The organism is Streptomyces sp. NPDC002076 (genome assembly GCF_053593835.1).
The window spans coordinates 23,849-41,923 of record NZ_JBSFDI010000039.1; the positions used below are offsets into that span (position 1 = coordinate 23,849).

Sequence of the window (18,075 nt, forward strand, 5' to 3'; positions counted from 1 at the left end):
CGAGGGCTGATAGTGGAATCCGGCTGCCGTGCAAATGGGACTCAAAGCGAGGCAGAAGGGCCCAGCTACTACCGTGTGCCGCAGAAAGGGGATTTTGGGGTAAATGGGGTGTTCGGTTAACAGGGGCCCTGTCTGAGTCAGTCCTGCTGCCGGGCGTGTTCGTGCGCCTGGCCGATCAGGTCCAGGGCGACTTCGAGAACCGCCGTGCGCTTCTTCTCGAAGTCGCCTTCGAGGTCCTGCATCAGGAACATCCCCGCGTGCAGGGTGAACATCGCGCTGACCGAGCGCACCTGGTCGACGAGTTCGGCCTTCGGGTCGATGAGGATGTCCCGCAGATCGCGCATCCGGTCCTTGAAGCTGTCACCGATGCGCAGGTCCCGGACCGTGCCCTGGTTGTCGTGCATGAAGCGGAAGAGCGGTTCGGCGTCGGCCAGCACGCGGCTGTAGCGCCGTACCACCTCCTGCTTGGTCTCCAGGGTGTGCGGCCGGCTGCGACCCCACTCGATCAGGTCCTCGATCGGTTTCGTCAGATCCTCGAAGAGGCTGACGATGATCTCTTCCTTCGTCTTGAAGTGGTAGTACAGGGCCGCCTTCGTGACGTCGAGACGCTCGGCGATCTCGCGCAGGGAGGTCTTCTCGTAGCCCTGCTCCGCGAAGAGTTCGAGCGCGACGTCCTGGATGCGCTGGCGGGTGTTGCCGCGGCGCTGCTGCTTGGTGCCGTCCATGGTGACGCCCATCCTCGTACTCCTCGCGCTCCCGCGGAAACTTACTTGACGCCCGGCTAGTTACAGGTCTACTTTCCCCAGTGTAGTGAACTAGCCGGGCGGCAAGTAAGTGGCCGCCGTGGGGGAATGGGAAGAGATGGCGGACACGGTCGAAAGCGTCATGGAAAGCAAGCCGGAGGGCAAACAGCCCAAGAGTGTGCGGGTGGTCCTGCTCGCACTCATGATCGCGATGATGCTCGCGATGCTCGACAACATGATCGTCGGTACGGCGATGCCGACGATCGTGGGCGACCTGGGCGGCCTGGAGCACCTGTCCTGGGTGGTCACCGGCTACACCCTGGCCACCGCGGCCTCCACCCCGATCTGGGGCAAGCTCGGTGACATGTACGGGCGCAAGGGCTCGTTCCTCACCTCGATCGTGATCTTCCTGATCGGCTCGGCGCTCAGCGGCATGGCCCAGAACATGGGCGAGCTCATCGGCTTCCGGGCCGTCCAGGGCCTGGGCGCCGGCGGTCTGATGGTCGGCGTCATGGCGATCATCGGCGATCTGATCCCGCCGCGGGAGCGCGGCAAGTACACGGGCATGATGGCCGGCGTCATGGCGCTGGCGATGATCGGCGGCCCGCTGGTCGGCGGCACCATCACCGACAACTGGGGCTGGCGCTGGTCCTTCTACATCAACCTGCCGCTCGGCGTCGTGGCACTGGCCCTGGTCAGCGCCGTCCTGCACCTTCCCAAGAAGCGGGCGCGGGCGCGCATCGACTACCAGGGTGTCGCGCTGCTGACCGTCGGCATCACCTCGATCGTGCTGGTCACCACCTGGGGCGGCACCGAGTACGCCTGGACCTCCGCGCGGATCATGGAGCTGACCAGCATCGGCGTCGTCGCGCTGATCGGGTTCGTCTGGTGGCAGACCAAGGCCGCCGAGCCGGTCGTACCGCTGCACATGTTCCGCAGCCGCAACTTCACCCTGATGTCCGTCATCGGCTTCATCACCGGCTTCGTGATGTTCGGCGCCACGCTCTACCTGCCGCTCTACCAGCAGGCGGTGCAGGGTGCCTCCGCCACCAACTCCGGTCTGCTGCTCCTGCCGATGCTCGGCGCGATGCTCGTGACCTCGATGGTCGCGGGCCGGGTCACCACCAACAGCGGCCGCTACAAGATCTTCCCGATCGTCGGCGGTGCGCTGATGATCGTCGGGCTGTATCTGCTGTCCGTGATGGACACGGGCACGACCCGGTTGACCTCCGGTATCTACATGGCCGTACTGGGTCTGGGCATGGGCTGCCTGATGCAGATCACCATGCTGGTGGCGCAGAACAGCGTGGAGATGAAGGACATGGGCGTCGCGTCCTCGTCCACCACCCTGTTCCGTACGCTCGGCTCCTCCTTCGGCGTGGCCATCATGGGCGCGCTGTTCAACGACCGGGTCAAGCACGTGATGGCCGAGCGGGCCGGCGCGCTGGGCAAGGGCGTCACCGAGAAGTCGGCGCAGCTGGACGCCAAGCACCTGAAGATGCTGCCGGCCCCGGTCAAGGACGCGTACCAGCACGCGGTGTCCGCCGGTACGCACTCGGCGTTCCTGCTGGGCGCGGGGATCGCGGTGATCGTGCTGATCGCGGCGCTGTTCGTGAAGGAGGTCCCGCTCAAGGGCGGGAAGCCTTCGGCGGAGAGCGGCGAGGACATGGCCCCGGTGCAGGTCGCCGAGGCCGTCTGAGCCGCATCTGAACCGCAGACCCCCGGTCGGTGTCCGCCCCGGGGGTCTGCCCCTTTTTGCGCCTGAACCGGCGCCGCTCTCGCGGACGTGGCGGATCGCCGTCGTGGTTCCCCCATTGATGATTGCGGTCGTCATGGGCCGAAAATCGACTGTCAGTCCCCCATGTCACCATCGACCCCGTGGACAAGCTGCGCCGTATGCGTCTGGCCAAGGACGCCATGGACCGGGACTGGGCGGACCCCGGCCTCGATCTGGACGCCGTGGCGGCCTGCGCCGGGTACTCGCGGTATCACTTCCTGCGCGCCTTCAAGGAGGTCTACGGCGAGACGCCGGGCCAGTATCTGACCCATCGCCGCATCGAGCGGGCCGAGGAGATGCTGCGCTGCGCCAACCTCACCGTGACCGAGATCTGCACACTGGTCGGCTTCAGCAGCCTCGGCACGTTCTCCGCCCGCTTCAAGGCCCGCACCGGACTCACCCCGAGCGAGTACCGCGCGCGGCACGTGGGGCGCGGTGCCTCCCTCATACCCGGCTGCTACGCCATGCTCTGGGCCGGCGGATTCAGCACCGCAAGATCGGAGAAGCGCTCCGGGCCCGGCCCTGCCTACGGTGACGAAGGGCAGTCCGCCGCGGCGGACAGCACCACCAGCGCCATCAGCACCGCCGACAGGAGAGCACAACCATGATCAAGGGGCTTGCCATCACGACCGTCTGGGTCCTGGACCAGGACCGGGCCAAGGAGTTCTACACCCAGAAGCTGGGCCTTGAGGTCCGTACGGACATGACCATGGGGGAGGGCGGCATGCGCTGGCTCACCGTCGGTGCCCCCGACCAGCTCGACGTGGAGCTCACGCTCATGGTGCCGGGGCCGCCCGCGATGGACCCCGAGTCCGCCGAGATGATGCGGAAGCTCATCGCCAAGGGGGCGCTCGGCGCGGGGGTGCTGGCGACCGATGACATCCACGGCGACTACAAGAAGCTCAAGGAGCGCGGCGTGGAGTTCCTGCAGGAACCGCAGGAGCGGCCGTACGGCACGGAGGCGCTCTTCCGTGACGACTCCGGCAACTGGTTCTCCTTCACGCAGCGTCGCGAGGGCGGGCTGGATATGGAGCGGGACTGGGCCTGCTGAGCGCCTGATGGCCCGGCGCGTTGCCCGGGCCCCTTCCGGGGCGCTGGTCAGCGCCCGGTTGCCAGCGTTGCCCCGCCCGTCGCCTCCAGCACCACGCCCGTCACGAAATCGTTGGCCGTGAGCATGTGGATCGCGCGGGCGATGTCCTCCGGGCGGCCGACGCGGCCGACGGGGGTGATCGCCGCGAAGCCGTCGAAGAGGGACTGGCGCTGTTCGGCCGGTACGGCGTCCCACCAGGGGGTGTCGATGACGCCGGGGGAGACGGCGTTGACCCGGAGCGGGGCCAGTTCCACCGCCAGGGGCGGGATCATCGCCTCCAGGGCGCCGTTGATCGCGGCGAGGCCGGCGGTACCGGGCAGGGCGGCGCGGGCGGAGGCGGCGGTCACCAGCGTCACCGAGCCGTCGCGGCGCAGCGCCGGCAGTGCGGCCTGGAACACCTGGACGTGCGGCCAGAACTTGCCGTCGAAGCCCTCCGCCAGCTCGGCCAGGTCGAGTTCGGCGAAGGGGCCGCCGCCCTTGCCGCCGCTGAGCGCGAGGACCAGGTGGTCGACCGGCCCCGAACCGGCGAAGAAGGCGTCCACCGCGGCGCGGTCCGCCCCGTCCATCCGGTACGTCGACACCTTGCCGCCGATCCGGTCCGCCGCGGCGTCGAGGCGGTCCTGGCTGCGGCCGGTGATGACCACCTCCGCGCCGTCCGCCGCGAAGAGTGCGGCCGCCGCCTCGCCGATCCCGGAACTGCCGCCCATGACGACGACGCGCTGTCCGGCGAGGGGGTGCACAGGGTTGTTCTGCGTGCTCATGAGTGGCTCTCTCTCCCGAGGAATCACCGGGCCCGACGCTTTGCCGAGACTGTCGGTCTCGTTAAAGCTTACCGAGACCAGTAGTCTCGTCAAGGGGGTGGAGGGGCGGACGGACTCGGTCGGATCCGGTGGGCCGGGAAGCCGCCGGACTCGGAGAGGATGGGCCCGTGCACGACAGCAACGAACCCCGCCCGCACACCGGGCGCCGCCGCAACGAGGCCGCGCGCCGGGCGATCCTCGACGCCGCGCTGGAACTGCTCGCCGACGCCGACGGCGCCCCGGTGAGCGTGGAGACCATCGCGCGCGCGGCCGGGGTGGGAAAGCAGACCCTCTACCGCTGGTGGCCCTCGAAGGGAGCCGTCCTGCTGGACGCCCTCACCGACCGCGCCGCCCAGGACGTGCCCGCGCCGGACACCGGAAACCTCCGCGACGACCTGCGCGGTCTGGCGGTCGCCACCTTCGAGGCCTCCCAGCGGCCGCCGTCCGCTCCTGCTCTGCGCACTCTGGTCAGGGAGGCGGCCCGTGACGAGCATCTGGCGGAGCTGATGCGGGAGTTCACGGAGTCCCGCAGGGCGGCGGTGCGAGCGGTGCTCGAACGGGGGCGGGAGCGGGGGGAACTGGACGCCGACAGGGACGTCGACCTCCTGGTCGACCAGTTCTACGGGTTCTTCTGGTACCGGTTCCTGTTGGGGCACGGGCCGTTGGACCGGGGGGCAGCGGAGCGGCTGACCGAGTCATTGCTTCGCTGAGTGCCGTCGAGCCCGCCCCTCTTCGGGGCGCTTCAGCCGGCGTTCCCCGGCAACGGCAGCGTCGGATAGGTGCCCGTGGCCGTCGGGGCGTGCTCCGGCAGCCACAGCACCGCCACCGCGCCCTCCGCCGGGAGGTCGGCCGGGGTGCCCGCGGCCCGTACGTTGCGGAAGGTGAGGCGGGCGCCCAGAACGCGGGCCTGGCCTGCCGCGATGGTCAGGCCCAGCCCGTGGCCCGTACCGGCACGGTCCTTGCTGCCCGTGCGGAAGCGGCTCGGCCCCTCGGCGAGCAGTTCCTCGGGGAAACCGGGACCGTGGTCGCGGACCCGGATGACCCGGCCCTCGACGGTCACCTCGATCGGCGGCCTGCCGTGCCGGGCGGCGTTGGCGAGCAGGTTGAACAGGACTCGCTCCAGGCGGCGCGGGTCGGTGGTGACCTCCGACTCGTGCACCACCCGTACCTCGATCTCCGGGTCCTTGGCGGCCACGCGCCGGGCGACGAACTCGCCGAGCATGATGTCCTGCAGCTCCGCCCGCTCCGAGGCGCCGTCCAGGCGGGCCACCTCCAGGACGTCCTCGACGAGCGTGCGCATCGCCTTCGCCCGGTCGAGGACCAGTTCCGTGGGACGGCCGGGGGGCAGCAGTTCGGCGGCCGTGAGCAGGCCCGTCACGGGGGTGCGCAACTCGTGCGCGATGTCGGCGGTGACCCGCCGCTCGGCCTCCAGACGCTGCTGCAGCGCGTCCGCCATGGCGTCCACCGCGCGCGCCAGATCGTCGGTCTCGTCCCGTACGACCCCGCCGATGGCCTCCCGCACCCGGACATCGGTCTCGCCCCTGGCGACCTGGTTCGCGGCCGCGGCCGCCTTGCGCAGCCGCCCCGACAGCTGCCCGCCGATCAGCACGCCGAGCGCGCTGCCGCCGAACACGACCGCGATGGAGCCGATGACCAGCGCCTGGTCGAGGTCCTTCATCACAGCGGTGGAACGGTCCGGCATATGGGTGTGCAGGGACAGCACATGCCCGTCCTTGGCCGGCATGGCCGCCCAGATGTCCGGCACCCCGCCGTGGACGATGACGTCGCTGGCCTTCCTGCCCCGCTCCACCTTCTCGCGCATCGACTGCGGCAGCTCGGGGTCGTCGACCTTGATGTTGGGGAAGTTCGGCCGCTGGCTCAGCTCGTAGTTGCGCTGCGCGTACTGGACGCGCTGGGTGGCGAGGTCGCGTGCGTTGTCCAGCATCGAGACCATGGCCGCGTTGTGCACGACCAGGCTCAGCGCGATCGCGACCAGCCCGGCCACCAGCGCGATCGCCGCGCTGAGCTTCCATCTGAGCCCGGTGTGCAGGCCGGCGCGCTCCATGCGCCGGACCGGGTAGCGAAGGATCCCCCGCATGCCGCCCCGCTCAGGCCTTCAGCTTGTAGCCGAAGCCGCGGACCGTCTCGATCCGGTCCTGGCCGATCTTCTGGCGCAGCCGCTGCACATGCACGTCGACGACCCGGGTGTCCCCGCCCCAGCCGTAGTCCCAGACCCGCTCCAGCAGCTTGTCACGGGAGAGCACGGTGCCCGGCGCCGAGGAGAACTCCAGCAGCAGCCGCATCTCGGTCGGGGTGAGCGCGACCGGCTGCCCGGCCCGGCGCACCTCCATGCCCTCGGTGTCGATCTCCAGGTCCCCGAAGGTCAGCACGCCACCGCTCACCGTGTCCTCGGCCGCCTCCGCCCGGTCGCCGCCGCCCGCGTGCCCGAAGCGGCGCAGCACCGCCCGGATCCGCGCGACCAGCACGGCGCCGTCGAACGGCTTGGTCACATAGTCGTCGGCGCCCGCCTCCAGGCCGAGGACGACGTCGATGGAGTCGGCACGCGCCGACAGCATGATCACCGGCACGGTCGACTCGTCCCGGATACGACGGCACAGGCTGACCCCGTCCAGGCCGGGGACCATCACGTCCAGCAGGGCGATGTCGGGGCGGTTCGCCCGGAACGCCTCCAGGCCCGACAGGCCGTCGGGCATGGCGGTGACCGCGAAGCCGTCCCGCTCCAGGGCGAGTTGGGTGGCCTCGCGGATGACGTCGTCGTCCTCGACGAACAGGACGTGGGTCTGGTCTGCCATCCCGGTGCTCTCAGTCCTCATGTGTGCGTGTGGGGGGTCAGTTGTCCGTCGGGGCCGCCGCGTCGCCGCCGGTTCTGCTGTAGAAGGTGTCATGCCGGTAGCGCTCGGTGAACCGGCCCGCCTTCCACCTGTACGTGATCACGGTTTCCCGGGACGGGTTCGACACCTGGTCGTCCGTGTCGTACACCTGCTTGGTCACGGTCAGGTCGGTGCCGTCGATCTCCGAGACGACCGGCGAGTCCTCCGCCTTGAACACATTCTTGTACGTGCCCCCGACGTCCCGGTACACATACGTGCCGATGCCCACCCAGTCACTGCAGGCCGACACGTTGATGAGGACGTCGTTGACCGATCCGCCGGTCAGATAGCCGTAGGTGACCTCGATCGGGTAGTCGTTGCCGCCGCACGGCTTCAGCCCGCGCTTCACCGTCGCGGAGACCGCCGGGTCGTTCTTGATCAGCGAGACGGCGTTCACCCGCCGATAGCCGGTGGTCGTGCTCGGACTGGGTGAGGCGACGGCTCCCGCGATCGCCGACGCGTGCGCGGGCCCCTCGTCCCGGGTGCCGGTGCCCCCGGTGCCGCAGGAGGCGACGAAAAGGGCGATGGCGGCGAGCGCGGCACCCGCCGCGATCACCGCCTGTGAACTGTCTCGGGCCCCGTCGGGCCCGGCCCCGGTCAGGCCGCGCAACGCTCCCGCTCCTCACGCTCCAGCGCGCGTGCGTCCAGATCGCGGGCCTCCAGCTCCTCGCGGAGCCGGGCGAGCGCCCGGTGCAGCGTGCTCTTGACCGTACCGGCCGACATGCCGAGGGCCGCGGCCGTCTCCTCTGTGGACATCTGCTCCCAGTGTCGCAGTACTACAACACTGCGCTGCTTCGGTGCGAGCACTTTCATGACGTCCATCAGCAGGGCCCGGTCGGCGTGCTGCTCGGTGGAGTCGTCCACGGACGCGTCCGGCAGCTGCTCGGTCGGGACCTCCTCCAGCTTGCGCGCCCGCCACCACTCCGTACGGGTGTTGATCATGACCCGGCGCAGATAGGCGTCGGCGAGGCGCTTGTCGGCGATGCCCTCCCAGCGGCCGTACGTCCGCACCAGTGCCGTCTGCAGCAGGTCCTGGGCGTCGACCGGGTCCGGGACCAGCCGGCGTGCGCTGCGCAGCAGCGCGTCCTGCCTGGTGCGGACGTACTCCTCGAATTCGAGCACCTCGCCCTGCGCCATGATCAACCGCCTCCGTTCCCCGTTCACTCCGGCTCATGCCTGAAGTCCTGCGTCTCCGTGTCCGGTGGTCTGCCGGGCACGGACAAGAAGTTAGGGAGCGGTTGTCACGGCGCTGTCCGAACCAGCCTGCGGCTAGCAATCGGCTATCCGTCAGTTGTGTAACAGCCGTAGGGAGGGGGTAAGGGGTGCGCCTGTTATGTCCCTTTATGCGGACCTTTGTCGGCCGGATCGGGCCGTAACAGAGGCGGGGTGACTGTGACTTGGCTGTCCGTCAGCTCAACGGCAGCCGATACAGACCGCCCGGCAGCGGCTCCACCAGACCGTCCGCGACGAGCCCGTCGAGCGCGCGGGCGCGCTGCACCGGCTCGTGCCACACCCGGTCCAAGGCCGCCTGCGGCACCGGCGCGTGGGCCTCCCGCAGTACCGCCAGCAGCTTGCCGCGCACCTGCCGGTCCGTGCCGGCGTAGGTCTGCCCACGGCGCGGCGGCCCCTCGTGCTCCGGCTTCCCGGCCAGCAGCCAGGCGCACTGCGCGGCGATCGGGCAGCGCCCGCACCCCTCGTTCTTCGCCGTGCACACCAGCGCGCCCAGCTCCATGGAGGCCGCGGCCCAGCGCGCCGCCGTCTTCTCGTCCTCGGGCAGCAGCTCACGGGCGAGCCGGCGCTCGGCGGCCGTGGTCGCGTTCGGCGGGTACTGCACCCCCGTCACCGCCCGCGCGAAGACCCGGCGCACATTCGTGTCCAGCACCGGATGCCGCTGCCCGTACGCGAACGAGGCCACCGCGGCGGCCGTGTACTCGCCGATGCCGGGCAGCGCCAGCAGTTGCGCGTGGTCCGTCGGTACGTCCCCGCCGTGCCGTTCCGTTATGGCCAGCGCGGCGCCGTGCAGTCGCAGGGCCCGGCGCGGGTAGCCGAGCCGGCCCCAGGCCCGCACCGCCTCGCCGGGCGCCTCCTTCGCGAGGTCGGCGGGGCGCGGCCAGCGGGCCAGCCACTGCTCGTAGACCGGCAGTACCCGGTTGACCGGCGTCTGCTGGAGCATGAACTCGCTGACCATCACCCCCCACGGGCCCGCCTCCGGGCGGCGCCAGGGGAGGTCGCGGGCATGGGCGTCGAACCAGGCGATCACGGGGGTGTGCAGCTTCTCAGTCATGGCCCTCCGATCCTGCCACGGCTCGGCACGCAGGGCGGGTGACGGCGCGGTCACTGAGCGTGGCGAAGGCGAAGCGCCCTGGACGTCAGGGCAGTTGCCGGAATGATGATCCGGAAAAGTTGGCGCTCGTGCGGCGGGTGGGGCAAGCAAGCACGGCGTTCTCTCGTACAGTTTGCGCCGTGGGATCTCTGCGCAATCCGGTCGGGCCGCTTCCCTCCTCCATCTACTGGCGAAGGAGGGTCGTACTGCTGTCGGTGATCGCCCTGTTGGCGCTGCTGATCACGTGGATCGTCACCGCCGGCGGCGGGGGCGGCAAGAAGAACGCCGGCGAGTCCAACGGCAAGAATCCCGCGCACACCATCACGCCGGGGCCGTCCTCGTCCGGGCCCGCGATCAGCCAACACCCGGGCGGGCGCGACGACTCGGGCGGCGCCTCCGGTGGGAGCGATTCCGGTTCGAGCGGCGGCAGCGGTTCGGACACCGGCTCCGGCGGCTCCTCCGGGTCCGGTGACGGCTCGGCCGGCGGCTCGGGTTCGGGCTCCGGCGGCGGCAACGTCGGTACGGGCGACGCGCTCCCGGCGTCCTCCACGCTCCCCAACTGCACCTCCTCCGCCGTGGCGTTGAACCTGCGGAGTCTGCACAACTCCTACTCGCCGGACCAGACGCCGACCTTCGAACTCACCGCGAAGAACGCTTCGTCCGCCGACTGCAAGGTCGATCTCGGGCCGAAGAACGCGGTGTTGACCATCACACCGGCGGACGGGAGCGACACGTTCTGGTCGTCGGCGGACTGTCCCCAGGGCGCGGGGAGCCTGGTGTTCCGGGTGCCGGCTGGGCAGAGCATCACGTACACGGTGAAGTGGGACCGGAAGCCGAGCGCGCCCCAGTGCGCGACGCCCTCCGCGGGCTCGGCGAAGGCGGGCACCTATCTGCTGGAGGCGAGGGCGCCCGGGTTCGGGAAGATGCAGGCGTCCTTCGTGCTGTCGGCCGACTGAGCCGTCGCCGCAGAAGAAGCACCCCCGGCCTCGACGAGGCCGGGGGTGCTTCTGTCACGCGTGGCGAAATGTGGTTCAGCTCCAGCGCTGGGCCGGGACGCGCGCGTCGTCCGCGGTGCTGACCGACCCGTCGCCCCACGCCTCGAGGACGCGCCCGGTGGCCTTGTCCTTCAGCCGCCAGCCGGAGGAGTCGTGGCTCTCGTACCACTTCTGGTAGTCGCCGCCGTTGCAGGTGCCGATGTACACGTCACCGTTGCGGTTGCTGTCGAGGCACTTCCCGGTCCCGTGGTGCTTCATGAGGTAGGTGCCGTCGGACTGCTTGTACTCGTCCCACTTCAGGGACGCGCTCTGGGACGGGTCCGCGTTCGTCGTACGGACGCGGAAGTTGAAGTACGCCAGGTACTTGCCGGTGCCGTTGTTCTTCCAGGTGACGGGGTTGCCGGCAGCGAACGCCTGCCCCGTGCCCGCAAGGGTCAGTGCCGGGGCGAGAACAGCCGCGGCGGCGAACGTGCCCATGAGGCGCTTCTTCATATGATTTCCCCCTACGCAGTTCGAATTTAAAATCGAACATTTTGGTCGGGGCCACGCTACCCCGGCGTGATCGCCGCGGGCAAGGTGATTTGGATCAACTGGGAGAAGCCGTACCGGAGTTGGGGCGCACGGTCCGAACTCAGACGTACCGCTCCAGAATGGAGGACTCGGCCAGGCGCGACAGGCCTTCCCGGACGCTCCTCGCCCGGGCCTCGCCCACGCCGTCCACGGTCTGCAGGTCGTCCACGCTCGCGGCGAGCAGCTTCTGCAGGCCGCCGAAGTGCTCCACCAGCCGGTCGATGATCGCGCCCGGCAGCCGCGGCACCTTGGCCAGCAGCCGGAAGCCCCGCGGGGACACCGCGGAGTCGAGGGTCTCCGGCGAACCCGTGTAGCCCAGCGCCCGCGCCACCGTGCCGAGTTCGATCAGCTCGGCGTGGGTCAGCGCGTCCAGCTCGGAGAGGGCGTCCTCGACCGTACGGGAGCGCTTGGCGGTCGGCTCGGGGACATAGTCCCGGACGACCAGCTCACGGTCGGGCTCGACCCCCGCGATCAACTCCTCCAGCTGGAGCGCGAGAAGACGACCGTCCGTGCCCAGTTCGACCACGTACTCGGCGATTTCGGTGGCGATGCGCCGGACCATCTCCAGGCGCTGCGCGACGGCGGACACATCCCGCACCGTGACCAGGTCCTCGATCTCCAGCGCCGAGAGGGTGCCGGCCACCTCGTCCAGCCGCAGCTTGTACCGCTCCAGCGTGGCCAGCGCCTGGTTCGCGCGGGAGAGGATCGCCGCCGAGTCCTCCAGGACGCGCCGCTGACCGTCGACGTAGAGGGCGATCAGGCGCATGGACTGGGAGACGGAGACCACGGGGAAGCCGACCTGCTTGCTGACCCGGTCCGCCGTGCGGTGCCGGGTGCCCGTCTCCTCCGTGGGGATCGTCGGGTCCGGCACCAGCTGCACGCCCGCGCGCAGGATCTTCGACAGGTCCGAGGACAGCACGATGCCGCCGTCCAGCTTGCACAGCTCCCGCAGCCGGGTGGCGGTGAACTCCACGTCCAGGACGAACCCGCCCGTGCACATCGCCTCGACCGTCTTGTCGGAACCGAGGACGATGAGTCCGCCGGTGTTGCCGCGCAGCACCCGCTCGAGCCCGTCACGCAGGGCCGTACCAGGAGCCACGGCGCTCAGGGAGGCGCGCATCAGGCCATCGGAACCGGCACTCCCACCGATTTTTCCGGGAGCTGCTGCCCGGTCGTTGGCTGCCACTGCACTCCTCCGGTCGCAGGTTCTGACGCGCCCCCGTGACCCGCACTCGGTTCGTACGGACGGGCGAGACCTGGGCAAAGTCTACCGGCGGTCCTCCGCCTCCCGCGGGGCCTCTCGGCGACGGGAGCGCGGCAGCACCCGCAGCGCGTCACCCATGTCAGCGACTTCCAGGACCTTCATGCCGGGCGGCACCTTGCCCGGATCGGTCGGCACCAGCGCGTGCGTGAAGCCCAGCCGGTGGGCCTCGGTGAGCCTGCGCTGCACGCCCGTGACCCGTCTCACCTCGCCCGCGAGGCCCACCTCGCCGATCGCGACCAGGTTCTTCGGCAGCGGAGTGTCGCTGGCGGCGGAGGCGAGCGCGAGGGCGATGGCGAGGTCGGCGGCCGGCTCCGACAGCTTCACCCCGCCGACCGTCGCGGAGTAGATGTCCCGCTTGCCGAGCGCGCTGATCCGGCCGCGCTGCTCCAGGACGGCCAGCATCATCGACACGCGCGAGGTCTCCAGGCCCGAGGTCGTACGCCGCGGGGAGGGGATCTGGGAGTCCACGGTCAGCGCCTGCACCTCGGCCACCAGCGGGCGGCGGCCCTCAAGGGTGACGGTCAGACAGGTGCCGGGGACCGGTTCGGCACGACGCGTCAGGAAAAGTCCGCTTGGGTCGGCAAGTCCGGTAATGCCCTCGTCGTGCAGTTCGAAGCAGCCGACCTCGTCCGTGGCGCCGTAGCGGTTCTTCACACCGCGCACCAGGCGCAGGCGCGCGTGCCGGTCGCCCTCGAAGTGGAGGACGACGTCCACGAGGTGTTCCAGGAGGCGGGGGCCCGCGATCGCGCCGTCCTTTGTGACATGGCCCACGAGGAGCGTGGACATCCCGCGCTCCTTGGAGGCGCGGATGAGCGCGCCCGCGACCTCCCTCACCTGGGCCATGCCACCGGGTGCGCCCTCGATCTCCGGGGAGGCGACCGTCTGCACCGAGTCGAGGATCAGCAGGGAGGGCTTGACCTCGTCCAAGTGGCCGAGGACGGCGGAGAGATCGGTCTCGGCGGCCAGATACAGCTCGTCATGGAGGGCGCCGATGCGATCCGCGCGCAGCCGCACCTGGCTCGCCGACTCCTCGCCGGTCACATAGAGGGTGCGGTGCTCGGCGCTCGCGGACTTGGCGGCCACGTCCAGCAGCAGCGTGGACTTGCCGACGCCGGGCTCGCCCGCGAGCAGCACGACCGCGCCGGGGACGAGACCGCCGCCGAGCACCCGGTCCAGCTCCGGCACGCCGGTGGTGCGGGCGGTGGCCTGCCGGCCGTCGACCTGCCCGATCGGCAGCGCGGAGGTGGTGACCCGACCCGCGGCCGTCGTACGGACCGCGGGCGCGCCGTACTCCTCGACCGTGCCCCAGGCCTGGCACTCGGGGCAGCGGCCGAGCCACTTGGCCGTCTGCCAGCCGCACTCGGTGCAGCGGTAGGACGGGCGGTCCTTGGTGGTCTTGGTACGGGCAGCCATGCGGAAACCGTAGCCCGCGGCACTGACAACGGATCCCCGGGATGTGTGTGGGTGAACCGGTATCGGCCATCAGCCGTCGGCTTCGAGCCACGGAACAAAAGGTTCCTGTCCCCTTATGAGGGATCGTTTCACCCGTACGAATTAAAAGTGCTCAAGCTTGGAGAAGGGGCACTCCGGCGCCGCCTACGGTCGCACGGGTGATGAGCAGCAGTCCGGAGACCACCACCCGCACCACCGGCGCGCACCGAGTGCGCGGCGAGGCGCGTGAAGCACGAGGGGCGCGCGAAGCACGAGAGGCGCGGGAAGGTCGTGATGCCCGCGAGGGTCGCGGTGCCGGAGAGGCCCGCGATGCGCGGGAGGGTCGCGACCGCGCCGCCGCGCGCACCCTCGCCCAGCGGCCGCCGGCGCGCTACGAACCGTACCTGGACGGGCTGTTCACCTACTGTCTGTCGGTGCTGTGCGACCACGACGCGGCCACCGCCGCCCTCGGCGACGTCCTCGCCCTGGCCGAGCGGCGCGCACACCGTGTCCCCGAGGCCGCCGCCGACCGCAGGGCCTGGCTGTACGCGCTGGCCCGCTGGGCGTGCCTGCGCAAGCTGGCCGAAGCCAAGCAGAAACGTCAGGCCACGCATGCGGCGGGCCGCCCCGCGACCCGGCGCCAGGTGCCCGAACCGCCCGTCGCCCCCGAGGTCCAGGAACAGCGGCGCCGCGAACTGGCCCTGCTCGCCTGGCCGGAGGCGGCCGGTACGACCCCCGAGCAGCGCGAGGCCCTGGAACTGGCCGTGCGCCACCACCTGGCCGCGCAGGAGGTCGCCGCCGTCCTCGGCATGGAACCGGCGGCCGCACGCGAACTGCTCGCCTCCGCCGCCTGCGAGGTCGAACGCACCCGCGCGGCGCTCGCCGTGGTCGAGACCGGCGGCTGTCCGGGCGTGGCCCATCTCACGGGGGACAGCGGGCTGGTCCTGAGCACGGCGCTGCGCCGCGAACTGGTCCGGCACGTCGACGACTGCCCGCGCTGCCGCCGCACCGCCGAGCGCGCCGTGCCCGGCCACTGGCCCGGCGCCACGGTCACCCCCGCCGAACTGCCCGTCCTGGAGGCACCCAGAGGGGCCCTGCGTGTCGCCCTGGCGCACCAGCCACGCGCGCGTGGAGCGGCGGTCCCCCGCTTCGACCGGCGCGGCTTCCCCATGGACCCCAAGGACCGCGCGGCCCGCCGTGACCGGCTACGCGCGCGTGCGGTGACGACCACGGTCGTCGCCACGGTGCTGGCCGCGCCCGTCCTGGCCCTGTGGGCCGCCTACCGGGGCGCGCCGACGGCGGACGGGGAGGGGCCCTCCGCCACGGCGCGCGAGGCCCAGGGACCCGACGTCCTCGGCAGTGATCCGGCCGGCGGCTACGAGAACGCCGGGAACGCGAGCGTGAAGCCGGGCGTCCGCATCGGCAAGGACGGCAAGGCGGACGTCTCCGTGGAGGTCGTCAGCGTGACCGGAGCGGGCACGAAGGGCGCCGGGCACCTCGCGGTCAGCGCCGCGAACGACGGCGACACCACCCTGATCACCCTCACCGCGTCCGGCTCCTCCCCGGTCCGCTGGTCCGCGTCCACGACAGCGCCCTGGCTGTATCCGAGCCAGTCCACGGGAACCCTGAAGCCCGGCGACACGTTGACGATCAAGGTGTACGTCGACCACCTCCGCGAGCCCTCCGGCCACTGGCAGGCAAAGCTGGCGATTTCCCCGGCGGGCGCGGTGGTCACGATCGACGGCTACGGCACGGCCCCCACGCACGGCCCGACCCCTCCACCCACCAGCGCATCCCCCACCCCACCCCCACCGACCACACCGCCCACGACGCCCCCTTCCACCCCGCCCTCCACGCCACCGACCACCGACCCCCCCACCTCCCCAGACCCGACCCCACCGGATTCCCCACCGCCGACCTCACCGCCGCCGCCGTCCGGCAGCGATGCGTCGAGTCCGTCTGGGGGGTAGGGCGGGGCTTGGCCGGTGGGGAGGGGTGCCGGGGGCGGGCTGGCCGGAGGTCGGCCGGCGGGGGAGGGGGAAGCGCCGGGGGTGGCCTGTACCGGCGTCGGCGCGAAACGTCGAAGGTCAGGCGGTGCTGTGCCGGGACGGAGGGGTGGGTGTGGGTGGAACGGATCTGCCAATCACCGTGGCCGGGGCCGCCGTGGACCGCGAATGGGCGTGGGCGGACGCCGGTGGGCCGGCGGGGGAACCCCGGCTCGCCGCGGTTATGGGGTCGGGTCGGCGGGGTGGGGGGCGATCAGGGGCAGCTGGGAGGCCAGGCGCTGTTCGCAGAGCTCGGCCAGGCGGTCGTAGCCGGCCTTGCCCATCAGTTCGGTCAGCTCGGCCCGGTAGGAGACGTAGACCGGCTCGCCCGCGCCGTGTGCGGAGGTCGCCGAGGTGCACCACCAGTGCAGGTCGTGGCCGCCCGGACCCCAGCCCCGGCGGTCGTACTCACCGATGGAGATCTGCAGGACCCGGGTGTCGTCGGGGCGGTCGATCCAGTCGTACGTGCGCCGGATCGGCAGCTGCCAGCACACGTCCGGCTTGGTCTCCAGCGGCTCCCGGCCCTCCCGCAGCGCGAGGATGTGCAGCGAGCAGCCCGCGCCGCCCGCGAAGCCGGGCCGGTTCTGGAAGATGCAGGAGCCCTGGTAGGGGCGGGTCTGGCGGGAGCCCTCCTCGTCCTTGGACACCCAGCCGTTCCGCGTGCCCTCGTCGTGGTGCTGCCAGATCTCCGGCGTGAGCCGGGCCACATGCTCGGCGACCCGCTTCTCGTCGTCCTCGTCCGAGAAGTGCGCGCCCAGCGAGCAGCACCCGTCGTCCGCGCGGCCCGCCTGGATGCCCTGGCAGCCGCTGCCGAAGATGCAGTTCCAGCGAGAGGTCAGCCATGTCAGATCACAGCGGAAGACCTGCTCGTCGTCCGCAGGATCGGGAAACTCCACCCAGGCGCGCGCGAAGTCGAGCCCCTTCTCGTCGCTCATCTGCGGAGCCTGCTTGGCCTGCTTCGACTTCTTGGTCACGGACGACGCCTTCGCCTGTGCAGAATCCTTCAATCCCTTGGAGGATTTGTGGTCCTTCGCCTTTTTCGTCTTTGGCACATGTCCAGGGTAAGTGGCCGAGGGCCGCACCGGGGACCGTCGGCGGGCGATCTGGCAGTAGCGTTCCGTATATGAGACTCGGTGTCCTGGACGTGGGTTCGAACACGGTGCATCTGCTGGTGGTGGACGCCCACCCCGGCGCGCGCCCGCTGCCCGCGCATTCGCACAAGGCCGAACTTCGGCTCGCCCAGCTGCTCGACGACAGCGGTGCCATCGACGACGACGGCATCCGCAAGCTGGTCGCAGTCGTGCAGGACGCGCTCCAGGCCGCCGAGGACAAGGGCGTCGAGGACCTGCTGCCGTTCGCGACCTCCGCCGTCCGGGAGGCCACCAACGCCGACGAGGTCCTCGCGCGCGTGGCGGACGAGACGGGCGTACGACTCCAGGTCCTCGCCGGTGCGGAGGAGGCCCGCCTCACCTTCCTCGCGGTCCGCCGCTGGTTCGGCTGGTCCGCCGGAAAGCTGCTGGTCCTGGACATCGGCGGCGGCTCCCTGGAGATCGCCTACGGCATAGACGAGGAGCCGGACGCCGCCGTCTCCCTGCCGCTCGGCGCCGGCCGGCTCACCGCGGGCTGGCTGCCCGGCGACCCGCCCGCTCCCGGGGCCGTGCGCGCCCTGCGCCGCCATGTCCGTACCGAGATCGCCCGCACGGTCGGCGAATTCAGCCGCTTCGGCGCCCCCGACCACGTGGTCGCCACGTCCAAGACCTTCAAGCAGCTCGCCCGCATCGCCGGCGCGGCCCGCAGCGCCGAGGGCCTCTACGTCCAGCGCGAACTCAAGCGCGAGTCCCTGGAGGCCTGGGTCCCGCGCCTGGCCGGCATGACGGCGGATCAGCGTGCCGAGCTTCCCGGCGTCTCCGAGGGCCGCGCCGGCCAGCTCCTGGCGGGCGCCCTGGTGGCGGAGGGCGCGATGGACCTGTTCGGGGTGGAGAACCTGGAGGTCTGCCCGTGGGCTCTGCGGGAGGGCGTGATCCTCCGGCGCCTCGATCACATGGGGAGCGATTAGCGCCCAGAAAGGGGCACGGGCTGCATCGATGTGCGGCTCCGCCGCGCGGGCGCGAGAAGCGGCCACACACCCGCACTCGCGCAAATGGCG

18 protein-coding genes are annotated in these 18,075 nt (G+C 71.0%); 7 read left to right on the forward strand and 11 right to left on the reverse strand.

The features are described 5' to 3' along the window. Positions 1-137: 137 nt before the first annotated feature. Entirely contained in the window at positions 138-737 is a 600-nt protein-coding gene (locus ACWCQS_RS43585; RefSeq protein WP_451009661.1) for a TetR/AcrR family transcriptional regulator, read from the reverse strand. A gap of 124 nt (positions 738-861) precedes the next feature. Between ACWCQS_RS43585 and ACWCQS_RS43590 the strand changes: the two genes are divergently transcribed. From ACWCQS_RS43590 to ACWCQS_RS43600, 3 genes are all read left to right on the forward strand, one after another. Then, on the forward strand, positions 862-2,442 hold the full coding sequence (locus ACWCQS_RS43590; RefSeq protein WP_451009662.1) for an MDR family MFS transporter: 1,581 nt from the start codon (positions 862-864) through the stop codon (positions 2,440-2,442). Positions 2,443-2,639: 197 nt separating this feature from the next. Beyond that, entirely contained in the window at positions 2,640-3,128 is a 489-nt protein-coding gene (locus ACWCQS_RS43595) for a helix-turn-helix transcriptional regulator (RefSeq protein WP_451009686.1), read from the forward strand. Continuing rightward, the gene (locus ACWCQS_RS43600; RefSeq protein ID WP_451009663.1) at positions 3,125-3,571 is read left to right on the forward strand and encodes a VOC family protein; all 447 of its coding nucleotides are present in this window, start codon (positions 3,125-3,127) and stop codon (positions 3,569-3,571) included. The genes ACWCQS_RS43595 and ACWCQS_RS43600 overlap by 4 nt, the downstream gene beginning before the upstream one ends. A 47-nt stretch (positions 3,572-3,618) precedes the next feature. On the opposite strand, the gene ACWCQS_RS43605 is transcribed toward ACWCQS_RS43600, so the two are convergent. Then, a complete protein-coding gene (locus tag ACWCQS_RS43605) occupies positions 3,619-4,371 on the reverse strand; it encodes an SDR family oxidoreductase (protein ID WP_451009664.1) in 753 nt (250 codons plus the stop codon). Between the two features lie 167 nt (positions 4,372-4,538). Here ACWCQS_RS43605 and ACWCQS_RS43610 point away from each other — a divergent pair, with 167 nt between their 5' ends. Next, entirely contained in the window at positions 4,539-5,120 is a 582-nt protein-coding gene (locus ACWCQS_RS43610) for a TetR/AcrR family transcriptional regulator (protein ID WP_451009665.1), read from the forward strand. Positions 5,121-5,152: 32 nt separating this feature from the next. On the opposite strand, the gene cseC is transcribed toward ACWCQS_RS43610, so the two are convergent. The 5 genes from cseC to ACWCQS_RS43635 form a co-directional block, all read right to left on the reverse strand. Further along, complete coding sequence (cseC, locus tag ACWCQS_RS43615; RefSeq protein WP_451009666.1) at positions 5,153-6,508, reverse strand: two-component system sensor histidine kinase CseC; 1,356 nt, start codon at positions 6,506-6,508, stop codon at positions 5,153-5,155. Between the two features lie 10 nt (positions 6,509-6,518). Continuing rightward, entirely contained in the window at positions 6,519-7,223 is a 705-nt protein-coding gene (gene cseB / locus ACWCQS_RS43620; protein ID WP_351550613.1) for a two-component system response regulator CseB, read from the reverse strand. 37 nt (positions 7,224-7,260) lie between these two features. Beyond that, a complete protein-coding gene (locus ACWCQS_RS43625; RefSeq protein ID WP_451009667.1) occupies positions 7,261-7,911 on the reverse strand; it encodes a hypothetical protein in 651 nt (216 codons plus the stop codon). After that, positions 7,899-8,438, reverse strand: a complete 540-nt coding sequence (locus ACWCQS_RS43630) for a SigE family RNA polymerase sigma factor (protein ID WP_030751823.1) — start codon at positions 8,436-8,438, stop codon at positions 7,899-7,901. The genes ACWCQS_RS43625 and ACWCQS_RS43630 overlap by 13 nt, the downstream gene beginning before the upstream one ends. 271 nt (positions 8,439-8,709) lie before the next feature. Continuing rightward, positions 8,710-9,585: an HhH-GPD family protein gene (locus tag ACWCQS_RS43635; protein WP_388636278.1), complete on the reverse strand. Its 876-nt coding sequence runs from the start codon at positions 9,583-9,585 to the stop codon at positions 8,710-8,712. 179 nt (positions 9,586-9,764) lie between these two features. Between ACWCQS_RS43635 and ACWCQS_RS43640 the strand changes: the two genes are divergently transcribed. Beyond that, positions 9,765-10,580 carry a hypothetical protein gene (locus ACWCQS_RS43640; RefSeq protein WP_451009668.1) on the forward strand — a complete coding sequence of 272 codons (816 nt, stop codon included), beginning with the start codon at positions 9,765-9,767 and terminating at the stop codon, positions 10,578-10,580. A gap of 75 nt (positions 10,581-10,655) precedes the next feature. Here the strand turns inward: ACWCQS_RS43640 and ACWCQS_RS43645 are convergent, their stop codons facing one another. The 3 genes from ACWCQS_RS43645 to radA all read right to left on the reverse strand — a co-directional run bounded on the left by ACWCQS_RS43645 (position 10,656) and on the right by radA (position 13,866). Next, entirely contained in the window at positions 10,656-11,111 is a 456-nt protein-coding gene (locus ACWCQS_RS43645; protein WP_451009669.1) for an RICIN domain-containing protein, read from the reverse strand. Between the two features lie 139 nt (positions 11,112-11,250). Next, complete coding sequence (gene disA / locus ACWCQS_RS43650) at positions 11,251-12,375, reverse strand: DNA integrity scanning diadenylate cyclase DisA (RefSeq protein WP_228624253.1); 1,125 nt, start codon at positions 12,373-12,375, stop codon at positions 11,251-11,253. A gap of 81 nt (positions 12,376-12,456) precedes the next feature. Then, complete coding sequence (gene radA / locus ACWCQS_RS43655) at positions 12,457-13,866, reverse strand: DNA repair protein RadA (RefSeq protein ID WP_451009670.1); 1,410 nt, start codon at positions 13,864-13,866, stop codon at positions 12,457-12,459. Between the two features lie 200 nt (positions 13,867-14,066). Between radA and ACWCQS_RS43660 the strand changes: the two genes are divergently transcribed. Further along, a complete protein-coding gene (locus ACWCQS_RS43660) occupies positions 14,067-15,854 on the forward strand; it encodes a BACON domain-containing protein (protein WP_451009671.1) in 1,788 nt (595 codons plus the stop codon). Positions 15,855-16,111: 257 nt separating this feature from the next. On the opposite strand, the gene ACWCQS_RS43665 is transcribed toward ACWCQS_RS43660, so the two are convergent. After that, positions 16,112-16,981 (reverse strand): hypothetical protein, encoded by an 870-nt coding sequence (locus ACWCQS_RS43665; protein WP_451009672.1) that lies wholly within the window; start codon positions 16,979-16,981, stop codon positions 16,112-16,114. Positions 16,982-17,052: 71 nt separating this feature from the next. Between ACWCQS_RS43665 and ACWCQS_RS43670 the strand changes: the two genes are divergently transcribed. Next, the gene (locus ACWCQS_RS43670) at positions 17,053-17,985 is read left to right on the forward strand and encodes a Ppx/GppA phosphatase family protein (RefSeq protein ID WP_451009673.1); all 933 of its coding nucleotides are present in this window, start codon (positions 17,053-17,055) and stop codon (positions 17,983-17,985) included. Positions 17,986-18,075 lie beyond the last annotated feature (90 nt).

Bases quoted from the DNA above. Each gene is read 5' to 3' on its own strand.
- ACWCQS_RS43670 (WP_451009673.1), top strand. From the start codon at position 17,053: ATGAGACTCGGTGTCCTGGACGTGGGTTCGAACACGGTGCATCTGCTG.
- ACWCQS_RS43595 (WP_451009686.1), top strand. From the start codon at position 2,640: ATGCGTCTGGCCAAGGACGCCATGGACCGGGACTGGGCGGACCCCGGC.
- radA (WP_451009670.1), bottom strand. From the start codon at position 13,866: ATGGCTGCCCGTACCAAGACCACCAAGGACCGCCCGTCCTACCGCTGC.
- ACWCQS_RS43660 (WP_451009671.1), top strand. From the start codon at position 14,067: ATGAGCAGCAGTCCGGAGACCACCACCCGCACCACCGGCGCGCACCGA.
- ACWCQS_RS43635 (WP_388636278.1), bottom strand. From the start codon at position 9,585: ATGACTGAGAAGCTGCACACCCCCGTGATCGCCTGGTTCGACGCCCAT.
- ACWCQS_RS43605 (WP_451009664.1), bottom strand. From the start codon at position 4,371: ATGAGCACGCAGAACAACCCTGTGCACCCCCTCGCCGGACAGCGCGTC.
- ACWCQS_RS43585 (WP_451009661.1), bottom strand. From the start codon at position 737: ATGGGCGTCACCATGGACGGCACCAAGCAGCAGCGCCGCGGCAACACC.
- ACWCQS_RS43600 (WP_451009663.1), top strand. From the start codon at position 3,125: ATGATCAAGGGGCTTGCCATCACGACCGTCTGGGTCCTGGACCAGGAC.
- ACWCQS_RS43630 (WP_030751823.1), bottom strand. From the start codon at position 8,438: ATGGCGCAGGGCGAGGTGCTCGAATTCGAGGAGTACGTCCGCACCAGG.
- cseB (WP_351550613.1), bottom strand. From the start codon at position 7,223: ATGGCAGACCAGACCCACGTCCTGTTCGTCGAGGACGACGACGTCATC.
- cseC (WP_451009666.1), bottom strand. From the start codon at position 6,508: ATGCGGGGGATCCTTCGCTACCCGGTCCGGCGCATGGAGCGCGCCGGC.
- ACWCQS_RS43590 (WP_451009662.1), top strand. From the start codon at position 862: ATGGCGGACACGGTCGAAAGCGTCATGGAAAGCAAGCCGGAGGGCAAA.
- ACWCQS_RS43645 (WP_451009669.1), bottom strand. From the start codon at position 11,111: ATGAAGAAGCGCCTCATGGGCACGTTCGCCGCCGCGGCTGTTCTCGCC.